At 61.1% G+C, this 13038-nt stretch carries 13 protein-coding genes; 10 read left to right on the plus strand and 3 right to left on the minus strand.

Annotated features, from left to right (window positions below):
• Positions 1 to 112: 112 nt before the first annotated feature.
• From CLV89_RS10270 to CLV89_RS10315, 10 genes are all read left to right on the plus strand, one after another.
• The gene (locus CLV89_RS10270; protein WP_106163574.1) at positions 113 to 991 is read left to right on the plus strand and encodes a lysophospholipid acyltransferase family protein; all 879 of its coding nucleotides are present in this window, start codon (positions 113 to 115) and stop codon (positions 989 to 991) included.
• A gap of 27 nt (positions 992 to 1018) precedes the next feature.
• Positions 1019 to 1828 (plus strand): glutamate racemase, encoded by an 810-nt coding sequence (gene murI / locus CLV89_RS10275; RefSeq protein ID WP_106163575.1) that lies wholly within the window; start codon positions 1019 to 1021, stop codon positions 1826 to 1828.
• 86 nt (positions 1829 to 1914) lie between these two features.
• The gene (argC, locus tag CLV89_RS10280; RefSeq protein WP_106163576.1) at positions 1915 to 2943 is read left to right on the plus strand and encodes an N-acetyl-gamma-glutamyl-phosphate reductase; all 1029 of its coding nucleotides are present in this window, start codon (positions 1915 to 1917) and stop codon (positions 2941 to 2943) included.
• Between the two features lie 13 nt (positions 2944 to 2956).
• Entirely contained in the window at positions 2957 to 3400 is a 444-nt protein-coding gene (ccmE, locus tag CLV89_RS10285; RefSeq protein ID WP_106163577.1) for a cytochrome c maturation protein CcmE, read from the plus strand.
• 88 nt (positions 3401 to 3488) lie between these two features.
• Positions 3489 to 4097 (plus strand): holin-associated N-acetylmuramidase, encoded by a 609-nt coding sequence (locus CLV89_RS10290; RefSeq protein ID WP_106163578.1) that lies wholly within the window; start codon positions 3489 to 3491, stop codon positions 4095 to 4097.
• Between the two features lie 9 nt (positions 4098 to 4106).
• On the plus strand, positions 4107 to 4646 hold the full coding sequence (locus CLV89_RS10295) for a holin family protein (protein WP_106163579.1): 540 nt from the start codon (positions 4107 to 4109) through the stop codon (positions 4644 to 4646).
• A 76-nt stretch (positions 4647 to 4722) separates the two neighbouring features.
• A complete protein-coding gene (locus tag CLV89_RS10300; protein WP_106163580.1) occupies positions 4723 to 6687 on the plus strand; it encodes a heme lyase CcmF/NrfE family subunit in 1965 nt (654 codons plus the stop codon).
• Positions 6684 to 7151 carry a cytochrome c-type biogenesis protein gene (locus CLV89_RS10305; protein WP_106163581.1) on the plus strand — a complete coding sequence of 156 codons (468 nt, stop codon included), beginning with the start codon at positions 6684 to 6686 and terminating at the stop codon, positions 7149 to 7151. The genes CLV89_RS10300 and CLV89_RS10305 overlap by 4 nt, the downstream gene beginning before the upstream one ends.
• Positions 7152 to 7316: 165 nt before the next feature.
• The gene (locus CLV89_RS10310; protein WP_243394982.1) at positions 7317 to 7886 is read left to right on the plus strand and encodes a DUF2087 domain-containing protein; all 570 of its coding nucleotides are present in this window, start codon (positions 7317 to 7319) and stop codon (positions 7884 to 7886) included.
• A gap of 72 nt (positions 7887 to 7958) precedes the next feature.
• Positions 7959 to 8738, plus strand: a complete 780-nt coding sequence (locus CLV89_RS10315; protein WP_106163582.1) for an enoyl-CoA hydratase-related protein — start codon at positions 7959 to 7961, stop codon at positions 8736 to 8738.
• 85 nt (positions 8739 to 8823) lie between these two features.
• Here CLV89_RS10315 and CLV89_RS10320 read toward each other — a convergent pair whose 3' ends face one another.
• The 3 genes from CLV89_RS10320 to gltX form a co-directional block, all read right to left on the minus strand.
• On the minus strand, positions 8824 to 9888 hold the full coding sequence (locus tag CLV89_RS10320) for a calcium-binding protein (RefSeq protein ID WP_106163583.1): 1065 nt from the start codon (positions 9886 to 9888) through the stop codon (positions 8824 to 8826).
• 291 nt (positions 9889 to 10179) lie between these two features.
• The gene (gltA, locus tag CLV89_RS10325; protein ID WP_106163584.1) at positions 10180 to 11475 is read right to left on the minus strand and encodes a citrate synthase; all 1296 of its coding nucleotides are present in this window, start codon (positions 11473 to 11475) and stop codon (positions 10180 to 10182) included.
• A 139-nt stretch (positions 11476 to 11614) separates the two neighbouring features.
• Positions 11615 to 13015: a glutamate--tRNA ligase gene (gene gltX, locus CLV89_RS10330; protein WP_106163732.1), complete on the minus strand. Its 1401-nt coding sequence runs from the start codon at positions 13013 to 13015 to the stop codon at positions 11615 to 11617.
• Between the last annotated feature and the right edge of the window lie 23 nt (positions 13016 to 13038).

The raw sequence follows: 13038 nt of genomic DNA on the forward strand, positions 1-13038 counted from the left end.
TGGCGTCATGAATGTGTTACCAAGGCTGGGCAATATGCGCGCCCGGCCTTAGGTAGCCGGGCACCTGCACTGCAGGCAGCGCATTCCCTGTCTTTACGGAGACCTCAAAGACATGCTTGAGCGTCGTCATATCGCTCGCGATATTTCCTATTCGCACTCGGCCGAGACGCGGCCGGGACGCATCATGATCCGCCTGATGGAAAACACCACCGGCCGCCTGCGTCTGATCAAGCGGGCCAAGGGCTATGATTCCGAGATCGCCTCGGGGCGCAGCTTCTGGGATGTGATCGTGGAACGCTACGGGCTGACGCTCGACGTGACCGGCGGCAGCCTCGACAATATCCCGCAGGACAAGCCGGTGATCCTGATCGCCAATCACCCGTATGGCATCCTAGACGGGCTGATGATGGGGCATATCCTGTCGCGCAGCCGTGGCGATTTCCGCATGCTGGCACATCAGGTGTTTCGCAAGGCGGAGGATCTGAACAAGGTGATCCTGCCGATCGATTTTGCCGAAACAAAAGAGGCGATGAAGGTCAATCTGCAGACCCGCAAGGACGCGCTGGAGTATCTGGGGCAGGGTGGCGCGATCGGGATCTTTCCGGGCGGCACGGTCTCGACCGCGTCCAAACCGTTTGCGCATCCGATGGATCCGGGCTGGCGGGGGTTTACCGCGCGGATGGTGGCGAAATCCGATGCGGTTGTGGTGCCGTTGTATTTCGACGGGCATACCTCGCGCCTGTTCCAGATCGCCTCGCATTTGCATTACACCCTGCGAATGGGGTTGCTGATCAAGGAGTTCCGCAAACGGGTCGACACGCCCGTGCGGGTGGTGATCGGCGATCCCATCGGGCGGGACGTGCTGGACCCGCTGGCCAAAGACTCCAAAGCAATGATGGATTTCCTGCGCAAAGCCACGTATGAGCTGTCTCCGACACCGCTCAAATCCTATGACTACGGGTTTGAGTTCGAAGACAAACACAGGGCCTGAACGGCCCTCGCTGAGAGGCAATGTGGCATGGCAGTTGGCATTTTTGATTCCGGCCTCGGCGGGTTGACGGTTCTGGACGCGGTGCAGAAACGTCTGCCGGACGTCGATTTCCTGTACTACGGCGACAATTCGCACGCGCCTTACGGTGTGCGCGATGCGGAAGACATCTACCAGCTGACCAGCGCTGCGGTGCATGACATGTGGAATCGCGGCTGCAATCTGGTGATCCTCGCCTGCAACACCGCCTCGGCCGCAGCCCTGCGCCGGATGCAGGAGGCAGGTGTGCCCGCGGGCAAGCGCGTGCTCGGCGTGTTTGTGCCGCTGATCGAGGCGCTGACCGAACGCCAATGGGGCGACAATTCGCCACCGCGCGAAGTCGCGGTGAAACATGTGGCACTGTTTGCAACCCCGGCCACCGTCGCCAGCCGCGCCTTTCAGCGCGAGTTGGCCTTTCGGGCGATCGGCGTTGACGTGGAGGCGCAGGCCTGTGGCGGCGTGGTCGATGCCATCGAAGAGGGCGACATGATCCTGGCCGAGGCACTGGTCAAGAGCCACGTCGACGCGCTGCAGCGCAAGATGCCGAAACCCGAGGCTGCAATCCTCGGCTGCACCCATTACCCGCTGATGGAGGCCATCTTTCAGGAGGCGCTTGGCGCGGATGTGCAGGTGTTCAGCCAGGGCCGTCTGGTGGCCGACAGCCTTGCGCATTATCTCGAACGGCGCCCCGACATGGTCGGCGGTGGCCAGGCCGGCTATGTGACCACGGGCGATGCCGGGCGGGTCAGCAGCCGGGCGACGCAGTTCCTGCGACGAGAAATCACTTTTGAAGCGGCCTGAGTGCTCTTAGCCACACGCCCAACCTGATTTCCGGTCTGCACGAGATGCGGACACCCCCTGACACCTATAAAATTCGAGGTCTCGACATGACCCATTCCGTCGCAATTCTTGGCGCATCCGGCTACACCGGCGCCGAACTGATCCGGCTGATTTCCCAGCACCCATCCATCGAGATTGCCGCCCTCGGCGCTGAGCGCAAGGCAGGGATGGAGATGGCGGATGTCTTCCCGCACCTGCGTCATCTTTCCCTTCCAACTCTCTGTAAAATCGATGAAATCGACTTCTCCAAGATCGACCTGTGTTTCTGCGCACTGCCGCATAAAACCAGCCAGGAGGTGATCGCCAAGCTGCCAGCGGATCTGAAGATCGTGGACCTGTCGGCGGATTTCCGGCTGCGCGATCCGGATGCCTATCAGCAATGGTACGGCAACCCGCATGCGGCTCTGTCCCAGCAAGAAGAAGCGGTCTACGGCCTCACTGAGTTCTACCGCGACCAGATCAAGGACGCGCGGCTTGTGGCTGGGACGGGCTGCAACGCCGCCACCGGGCAGTTCGCGCTGCGGCCGCTGATTTCTGCCGGCGTCATCGACCTTGATGAGATCATCATCGACATGAAATGCGCGGTATCCGGCGCCGGGCGGGCGCTCAAGGAAAACCTGCTGCATGCGGAGCTGAGCGAGGGCTGCAACGCCTATGCGATCGGCGGCACTCACCGGCATCAGGGGGAGTTCGAGCAGGAATTCTCCGCTCTGGCGGGACGGCCCGTGCAGATCCAGTTCACCCCGCATCTGATCCCCGCCAACCGGGGCATTCTGGCCACCACCTACGTCAAGGGGGATGCGGAAGCGATCTATCAGACCTTTGCCAAGGCCTATGCGGATGAGCCTTTCGTGGAGCTGCTGCCCTTTGGTCAGGCGCCCTCGACCCATCACGTACGCGGCTCCAACTTCGTGCATATCGGGGTGACCGCAGACCGGATTTCGGGTCGTGCCATCGTCATCGCGGCGCTGGATAACCTGACAAAAGGTAGCAGCGGTCAGGCCTTGCAGAATGCCAACCTGATGTTAGGTGAACAGGAAACAGCTGGGCTGATGATGGCGCCGCTGTTCCCTTGAACAAGAGGTCCAGATGAAGTCCCTGAAAAAGCAGCGGCGAATCCAGGTCATAGCGCTTGCGACTGTCGCATTGGTGGGGTCCACCGTGTTGATCGGCTATGCGATGCGCGATGGGATCAATTACTTCCGCTCGCCGAGCCAAGTGATGGATGAGCCACCGCAGCCGACCGAGACATTCCGCATTGGCGGTCTGGTCGAGGAAGGGACGCTGACCAGAGGCCAGGGAGAGGCAGTGCTGTTTTCAGTAACCGATGGCGGTGCCAGCGTGCCGGTGACATTCACCGGCGTGTTGCCGGATCTGTTTGAGGAAAACCAGGGTATGGTGGGCACTGGACGCTATGTCGACGGTGTTTTTCAAGCCTCTGAAATCCTTGCCAAACATGATGAGACCTACATGCCCAAAGAGGTCGTGGATGCGCTTAAGGCGCAGGGGGTCTATCAAGGCGACGACAGCTGAGTGTTGCGTCGTCGCCGTACGCTCCGCGCACCGGATCTCAAACCCTCATAGCTAGTCTCTCTACCAAACCATTGGTGGAGATCCCGGCATGGATGTGGCCCAGATCGCCCGAGAGATCGTCGCCCGCGAAGGCGGCTATGTGAATGACCCTGATGATCCCGGGGGGGCGAGCAATCATGGCGTGACCATTCACACCCTGCGACGGCTTGGCCTGGATCTGACCGGCGACGCTCAGATTGACACGCGCGACGTCAAAGCGGTGGAGCCAAGCGAGGCAGAAGCGATTTTCCTGCGCGAGTATTTTCGTCGCCCACGCCTGCATCTGCTGCCCGAACCACTACAGGCCAGCGTGTTTGATATGCATGTCAATGCGGGCGCAAACGCGGTGCGCATCCTTCAGCGGCTCTTGTGCGACATGGGATATGACGTTGCGGTCGACGGGGCGATGGGACCGCAAACCGCCAAGGCGACACAGGCAGCAGGGCGCATCAACATGGAGGCGCTGGTCAACGCCTACGGGATCGCCCGGCGCAACTACTACTTCGACCTTGCCGACCGTCGTCCGCGCAGTCGCAAGTATGCCCGCACGCGGGCGGGCGGCAAGGGCGGCTGGATACGCCGTGCCGAGGAATTCATCGCCCCGCGCTACCACCTGAGCACGGAAGAGTTTCAATCCCGCACGGCCAACTGGCGCTGAGGAGGTTTCATGTTGTCAACGCTTTGGGAGATGCTCTTTGGCAATCGCCGCAATGTGATCCGCGAGACCGTCGAGGTGTTTCGCGAAAACAGCGAACAGGCCGCCGTGCGCGCCCATGACCTTCAGGGCGCCGCATTGGCACAATTCGCGGCGGAATTTTCGGGCACGCACAAGAGCGGCTTTGATCGGTTTATCGACGGGGTGAACCGGCTGCCACGCCCGATGCTGGCGCTCGGCACGCTGGGGCTTATGGTCGCGGCGATGGTAGACCCGCTGTGGTTCGCCGCACGCATGCAGGGCATCGCCTTGGTGCCGGAACCTCTGTGGTGGCTTCTGGGGATTGTTGTGTCATTCTATTTCGGAGCACGCAGTCAGGCCAAGACGCAGGCCTTTCAAGAAGGCATCGCGCGCAGCCTCGCGCGGGTGCCACAGGCGGTTCATAACATTGAACAGCTTGGAGATGTCGCGCAAGGCTCTGCAAATACAAAGGAAAACCAAAGTCATAGCAATCCGGCCCTGGCCGAATGGCATCAAGAGCGCGACGCGTGAACCGCATCTGCCTGCGGCGGCGGGACGCGGGCAAATGTGATTGGCGTGGGCGGGCGTCGCGGATATAGAAATAGGTATGATTACAGAACTCGGTCACTTCGCCCTCATCCTTGCCTTCATGATCGCCATCGTGCAGACGGTCGTGCCCCTGATCGGTGCGCATAAACGCTGGCCCGGATGGATGGCGGTGGCGGAACCCGCCGCACAGGCACAGTTCCTGTTCACCGCCTTTTCCTTTGGCGCGCTGACCTGGGCCTTTGTGACCTCGGATTTCTCGGTGCGGTTGGTGACGCTCAACAGCCATTCCGCCAAGCCGATGCTCTACAAGATCTCCGGTACGTGGGGGAACCACGAAGGCTCCATGCTGCTCTGGGTGCTGATCGTCAGCCTGTTTGGCGCTGCGGCCTCGATCTGGGGCGGCGGGCTGCCGCCAACGCTCAAGGCGCGCGTGCTGAGTGTGCAGGCCTCCATCGGTGTGGCCTTTTTCGGGTTTATCTTGTTTACCTCCAACCCCTTCCTGCGGCTTGGAAATCCGCCGTTTGACGGGCAGGATCTGAACCCACTGTTGCAGGATCCCGGTCTCGCGTTTCACCCGCCGTTTCTCTACCTCGGCTATGTTGGCCTCTCGATGGCGTTTTCCTTTGCGGTTGCTGCCCTGATCGAGGGCCGCGTGGATGCCGCGTGGGGCCGTTGGGTGCGGCCCTGGACCCTGGCGGCCTGGATCTTCCTGACCATCGGCATCGCGCTCGGGTCCTGGTGGGCCTATTACGAACTTGGCTGGGGCGGTTTCTGGTTCTGGGACCCGGTGGAGAATGCCTCCTTCATGCCGTGGCTGCTGTCCGCCGCGCTGCTGCATTCGGCTATCGTGGTGGAAAAGCGCGAGAGCCTTAAAAGCTGGACCATCCTGCTGGCGATCCTCGCCTTTGGCTTCTCGCTGATCGGCACGTTCATCGTGCGCTCCGGCTTGCTGACCTCGGTGCATGCGTTCGCCAATGACCCGGAACGCGGCGTGGTGATTCTGGCAATCATGGCGTTCTTTACCGGCGGTGCATTGGCGCTGTTTGCGCAGCGGGCACAGGCGATGGAGGCCAAGGGCGTGTTCTCCATGGTCAGCCGGGAAAGCGCGCTGGTGGCCAACAACCTGTTGCTTGCAGTGAGCTGCTTCGTGGTCTTTGTCGGCACTCTATGGCCGGTGGTGGCCGAGATGGCCTTTGACCGGAAACTGTCGGTTGGGGCGCCGTTCTTCAACGCGGCTTTCCCGCCCTTCATGGTGGCACTCGGGCTGTTGTTGCCTGTGGGGTCGGTATTGCCGTGGAAGCGCGCGAAATTTGGCAAGACGCTCTGGAGGCTGCGTTATGCGGCGGCTCTGTCGCTGGCGCTTGCGGGGCTGATCTGGGCGATGCAAGCCGACAAGAGCCTGCTGGGGCCGGTGGGCGCCTTGTTGGGCGCCTGGATCGTCAGCGGGGCCGCGATGGATCTGTGGCAGCGCGCTGGACGATCAGACAAGCTGGCACGCTTGATGCGGCTGCCACGGGCCGACTGGGGCAAATCAGTTGCACATGCGGGCATGGGCGTGACGATCTTTGCGATCGCGGGCCTGACCGCATGGCAGACCGAGGACATCCGGGTGGCCAACCTCAACGAGCCCTTCGATGTCGGCCCTTACCAGATGGTTTTGACCGATGTGGAGGAGGGGCGCGGCCCCAACTACTTTACCACAATGGGCGTGGTCGAGGTGACCCGCAACGGACGCGACATCGCGACCCTGCGCCCGGAAAAGCGCGTCTACCCGGTGGCGCAGATGCCCACCACCGAGGCGGCAATCGATTACCGCTTCACCCGTGATCTCTACGTGGTGATCGGCGATGCGCAGGCGGGCGGTGGCTTTACCATGCGCACCTATATCAAGCCCTTTGCCAACTGGATCTGGGGCGGCTGCCTGCTGATGGCGCTTGGCGGCCTGCTGAGCCTTTCGGACCGCCGTTTCCGCGTTGCCGCCGGGGCGAAGAAGACCACCGCACAGGGGGCGCCGGCAGAATGATCCGCATGTTCAAGGCCGTAATGGCGGTACTGCTGCTGTCGATGACGCCCGCGCTTGCGGTGCAGCCGGACGAGGTGCTGGAGGATCCGGTGCTGGAAGAACGGGCGCGCGACCTCTCCAAAGGGCTGCGCTGTCTGGTCTGTCGCAATGAGAACATCGACGAGTCCAACGCCGATCTGGCCCGCGATCTGCGGCTGCTGGTGCGCGAGCGACTGGTTGCGGGCGACAGCAATGATGAGGCGATGGATTTCATCGTGGATCGCTACGGTGAATATGTGCTGCTGAAGCCGACCACACGCGGGGCCAATTGGCTGCTTTGGGCCGCGGGGCCGATGATGCTGGTGCTGGCCCTGGCGGTGGCACTGATGTATCTGCGCAAACGCTCTGTTGCGGGTGGTGCGCCGGAAGACCGTGGGCTGAGCGAGACCGAGCAGGCGCGGCTGAAAGAAATTCTCGACGAGTGAGTGCGCCCGTGTGCATGCGGGTGATGGATTGCCGGGATCTGCGGGATTTGCTATGCAGGGTTTGGTCCGCAGTTCACCAAGGCTCCGCCACGCGCTAAACCTGCGAGTTTTCTGAGGTCATTGGACTCCCAATCGGGGTGCCTCTGGACAAGGGCGGACATCCGCATGGCGCAGGCCATGTCCGGCATCCTGAAAACGGAGGACATGATGTCCAAGGATGTGATCCGTCTGACCATTCCCGATGTGTCGGATTTTGCCAAACAGCTGCGTGCCAAGCTTCCCGAAAGCCCCGGCCATGTGGAAATGCTGAACCATGTGGCGCGCGCGGCGGGCTACCGCAATTTTCAACAGCTGCGCAGCCAGAACCCGCCCGGCCCGGAAATCGACCGCAAGCGGATCGAGCGCGCGGCACGCTATTTCGACGAGCGCGGACGCTGGCAGAGCTGGCCGACCAAACGCGGCGTGCGCGAGCTGTGCCTCTGGGTGATCTGGGCGCGACTGCCCGCGCGCCAGAGCTGGAGCGAGCGCGAAATCAGCGCCCTGATCGACGAGGAAACCCTGTTTCGGGACGCGGCTCAGGTCCGGCGCAGCCTGGTCGAGATGCAGCTTTTGACCCGTGACCGCGACGGCTCCAACTATGCCAGGGTCGAGCGGGCGATGGATCCGCATGGGCTGGCGCTGATGGCAGACCTTGAGGCACGCCGGAAAACGCGGGAAAATCCCGATATTGCCTGACGCGGCGTTTGTCTTTTCGCCCCCGGATGCTTAGGTCAACATGCGTATAAATCGAACAGGGACATTTCACGCATGGACTACCGCGACATCCAGTATTCTCTCGACAACGGGCTGGCGACCGTCACGTTGAACCGCCCGCAGAGCATGAATGCGCTGACCAGCCAGATGCGGGCGGAAATCACCCATGCGATGAAGTCCGCCGCCACCGAGGCGCGGGCGGTGGTGCTCACTGGGGCGGGCAGCGCGTTCTGTACCGGTCAGGATCTCAAGGACGCGTCCTCCGGTGGCAGTCAAATTGATCTGGAGCGTACCCTGCGCGATGAATATACCCCGATGTTGGAGGCGATCTACGATTGCCCCGTGCCGACGATTTCGGCGGTAAACGGACCGGCTGCGGGGGCAGGGGCCAACCTTGCGCTGGCGGCGGATGTGGTGATTGCCACGGAGAGCGCCTACTTTCTGCAGGCCTTTGCCAAGATCGGTCTGATGCCGGATGCGGGGGGCAGCTGGTTCCTGCCGCGTCAAATGGGGCTGGCCAAGGCGATGGGCGCGGCCTTGTTTGCCGACAAGATCTCGGCCCGTCAGGCGAGCGATTGGGGCATGATCTGGGAAGCGATCCCGGATGCGGAGTTCGAAGCCCATTGGAAAGCGCGCGCCACCTATCTGGCCACCGGCCCCTCAATGGCCTTTGGCGCCATCAAGCAGGCGCTGCGTCAGTCGACGGGCAACAGCCTGCCGGATCAGTTGTCGCTGGAGGCGCATCTGCAAGGGGAGCTGGGCCGTAGTCGTGACTTTATGGAAGGCGTCACCGCTTTTGTTGAAAAGCGCAAGCCGGATTTCGAAGGGCGCTGACAGCGCGCATCGTTGCAGGCCACTAAAAAAGCCGCTCCAACCGGAGCGGCTTTTGTCATTCCAAGCACATATGGTGCCCGTGCGATCAGGCCGCCGTGCTCTGACGCAGGATCAGGTGGCTTTCGGGATCAAAACCGTCACCGACATTCTCAAGATAGGCCACGACCTCGCCATTGGCGGTGACTTCCACATCGGTGGTGCCATCGGAGTTGAGCACGGTGTCATGTGCCAATTCGGGCGCGACATCGCCCGCGTAGCGATAGAGCATCACGTCTTCATCCACGTTGAAGTCGTTGATGGTCGCGCGGTCTCCGGCCTCCAGCCAGTAGCCAACCTCGAAGCGGTCATCCCCGTCGCCGCCGGTCAGTTCGTCACCGGCACCACCAATCAACCGATCATCGCCGTCGCCGCCAATCAGCACATCGCGGTTTCCATCATCCACGATGCGATAGCTTTGATCGCCGACGGTATTGACGCGCTCGCCCTCAAGGAAGTCCTGGCGCAAGGTGATCGGGGAGGAACGGCTGGGGTCAAGCTCAGTTGTGCCGCCATTCAGAAGGTCGTTGCCCGCGCCACCGTCCAGCGTATCGGATCCGATCCCACCATGCAGCCCGTCGCTGCCGTAGCCGCCATTCAGGCTGTCGTCGCCCGCGTCACCCTGCAGGTAATCCTGGCCAAGGCTGCCGTTCATGACATCGTCATCGTCGCCGCCCATCATGACGTCCAGACCGCTGCCGCCGGTCATCCGGTCATTGCCAGCGCCGCCTTCCTGGATGTCAGCGCCGGCACCGCCCGAGATGAAGTCGTCACCGGAGCCACCATACATGTCATCGGTTCCGTCGTTGCCGTAAAGGTCGTCCGACCCTTCGTTGCCCCAAAGCGCATCTGCGCCGGCGTCACCGTTGATTGTATCGTCGCCCGCGCCACCAAAGCCTCTGTCATCGCCGTCACCAAGCGAGATCTGGTCTGAGTCGTCGGTCCCGAACACGAGATCAGTGTCATCCGTACCGAGCAACGCAGTGTTGACGTCCACTTTTTCAACGGGATCATCACCGGTGCCAACGTCGTCGTTGTTTCCATCATCATCGCCGTCAAACGCGACGAAGGCGCCAACAACGGCCAGCGATCCAATCAATGCCATCAGCAACATTGTACTACCTCATGAGTACGATTGAGGCACCAAGCCAAAATCGAAATACGGAATTGAGTCCCTGGTTTGGACCCTCAAATTTACGATCTGTTTACTGCAAAAAACCAAAAAAGGGTCAATTTAATGCTTCATTTAGGAAAACTCAAAGTTTCCGTTTTCACAACAATGGCGGCCGACCTGTTTTTGCGGCGAACATTCTAGGCGCGACCATTTTAGCTGGAACAGGGGGCAGCACAGAAAAACCCCGCCCGGAAAGCCGGACGGGGTCTTGGCAAATCAAAGAAACCGAACTTAGCGGTTTTCGATATCCACGTAATTGCGCGGCGTTTCACCCAGATAGAGCTGACGCGGACGGCCGATCTTGTTCTGAGGGTCGCCGATCATTTCTTTCCACTGGGAGATCCAGCCGACGGTGCGCGACAGCGCAAAGATCGGCGTGAACATGGAGGTCGGGAAGCCCATCGCCTCGAGGATGATACCCGAGTAGAAGTCGACGTTCGGGAACAGCTTCTTCTCAATGAAGTAAGGGTCGTTCAGCGCTGTGCGCTCCAGCTCCTTGGCGACCTGCAGGAGCGGGTTGTCTTCGACACCCAGCAGTTCGAGAACCTCATCGGCGGATTGCTTCAGCACCTTGGCGCGCGGGTCGGTGTTCTTGTAAACGCGGTGACCAAAGCCCATCAGACGGAACGGATCGTTCTTGTCCTTGGCGCGTTCGATATACTCCGGAATATTCTCGACCGAACCAATTTCCTTGAGCATCTCCAGGCAGGCCTGGTTGGCGCCACCGTGTGCAGGACCCCAGAGGCAGGCGATGCCAGCTGCGATACAGGCAAACGGGTTGGCCCCGGACGAGGAGGCCAGACGCACGGTCGAGGTCGATGCGTTCTGCTCGTGGTCCGCATGCAGGGTGAAGATCCGGTCCATGGCACGGGCGAGGATCGGGTCGACATTGTAGTCTTCCGCGGGAACCGAGAAGCACATGTGCAGGAAATTCGCCGCGTAATCCAGATCGTTGCGCGGATACACAAACGGCTGACCGATGGAGTATTTATAGGCCATCGCTGCAATGGTGGGCAGCTTGGCGATCAGGCGAATTGCCGCGACCTCACGCTGCCACGGATCTGCGATGTCGGTGGAGTCGTGGTAGAAGGCGGACATTGCACCAACCACGCCAACCATCGTCGCCATCGGATGCGCATCACGGCGGAAGCCGCGGAAGAAGTTGTGCATCTGCTCGTGGACCATGGTGTGACGGGTCACACGGGTTTCAAAATCCTCAAGCTGGGTCGCGGTCGGCAGCTCACCGTAGAGTAGCAGGTAGCAGACCTCCAGGTAGTGGGATTTCCCCGCCAGCTGGTCGATCGGATAGCCACGATGCAGCAGCACGCCTTCGTTGCCGTCGATATAGGTGATGGTGCTGTCACAGCTCGCCGTGGAGGTGAAGCCCGGGTCATAGGTGAAGACGCCCGCCTGAGCGTAGAGTTTGCGGATGTCCAGAACATCGGGCCCCGCCGTCGGCGAGAAGATGGGAAGCTCGTAAGTCTCACCATTCAGGCTGAGCTGGGCAGTTTTCTGTGTGTCGGTCATAGATGTCCCTTCCTGTTACAGGCGCAGAGAGGGCGGGTGGCCCGTCCCGCGCAGCGGGGCGCCCGCACCGATTATAGTGCAGGCGAAGTCCTATCCGAACGGGCTTACCCAGATCTTAACGTCAGATCCCAGCGGGCAATCAGCCTGTTACGTCCTTGAGCCGGGCCAGAGTTTCATCCCGGCCCAGGCAAATCATCATATCGAAGACCGAAGGCGTTACCGCGCGGCCTGCAAGCACAGCCCGAAGGGGGCCAGCCAATTTGCCAAACTTCGTATCTTTGGCCGCGGCAAATTCATTCAGGGCGGCCTCAAGTTCGTCTCGCGACCAGCTAGCATTTTGCAGATGCGGCGTCAATTCAGTCAGTATACCAAGGGATACAGGATCAAGTGCCTTTTCCGCCTTCGCATCCCGCTCCAATGGGCGTGAAGCAAGCACAAAATGCGCTTTTTCAAGGAGTTCAGGGAAGGTCTTCGCCCGGTCCTTGAGGCAGTGCATGGCAGCTTCGAGCCCGCGTGACTGTACGTCACTCAGAGCGGGCTGATCGGCAGCCGCAAGATAGGCTTCGATTTCCTGCCGCAACGCAGCATCATCAGCAATTGCAATATGTTGGCCGCAAAGGCTCTCCAATTTCTTGGTGTCAAATCGGGCCGGGCTTTTGCCGATTCCGCCGAGGTCAAACCACTCTTTGGCCTGTGCATCGGTAAAGAACTCGTCATCCCCATGGGACCAACCAAGACGCGCCAGGTAGTTGCGCATGCCCGCCGCCGGGTAGCCCATCGCCTGGTATTCCTGCGCCCCGAGTGCCCCGTGACGCTTCGACAATTTTTTACCATCCGGTCCATGAATGAGCGGAATATGTGCCCAGACCGGCACGTCCCACCCCATCGCCTGATAGATCATCATCTGGCGCGCCGCATTATTGAGATGATCGTCACCCCGGATCACATGGGTCACGCCCATGTCGTGATCGTCCACAACCACCGCCAGCATATAGACAGGCGAGCCATCGGAGCGCAGCAGGATCATGTCGTCCAGTTGCGTATTTTTGATGGTCACATCGCCCTGCACCTCATCCCGGATCACGGTGTCGCCATCACGCGGTGCCTTGATGCGGATGACATAGGGCGCGTCAGGATGCTCAGACGCGGGCGTATCACGCCACGGGGACTGAAACAGGGTCGATTTGCCTTCGGCCTTTGCGGCATCGCGGAAGGCGGCGATTTCTTCCTGCGTGGAGAAACACTTGTAGGCCTTGCCCTCGGTCAGCAGTTGATTGGCCACCTCCGCGTGGCGCGCTGCACCCTCAAACTGGCTCACCACTTCGCCGTCGTGATCCAGGCCCAGCCAAGCCATGCCCTGCAGAATGGCGGCGGTGGCTTCGGGTGTGGAGCGTGCCCGGTCGGTGTCTTCGATCCGCAGCAGGAACTTGCCGCCACGGCCCCGGGCATAGAGCCAGTTGAACAGCGCGGTGCGCGCGCCGCCGATGTGCAGAAAGCCGGTGGGAGAGGGGGCGAAGCGGGTGACGACCGGTTGGGACATGTGGGGCATTTACCTTTTGGAAA

The organism is Tritonibacter scottomollicae (genome assembly GCF_003003215.1).
In the GTDB taxonomy this organism is placed as follows: domain Bacteria; phylum Pseudomonadota; class Alphaproteobacteria; order Rhodobacterales; family Rhodobacteraceae; genus Epibacterium; species Epibacterium scottomollicae.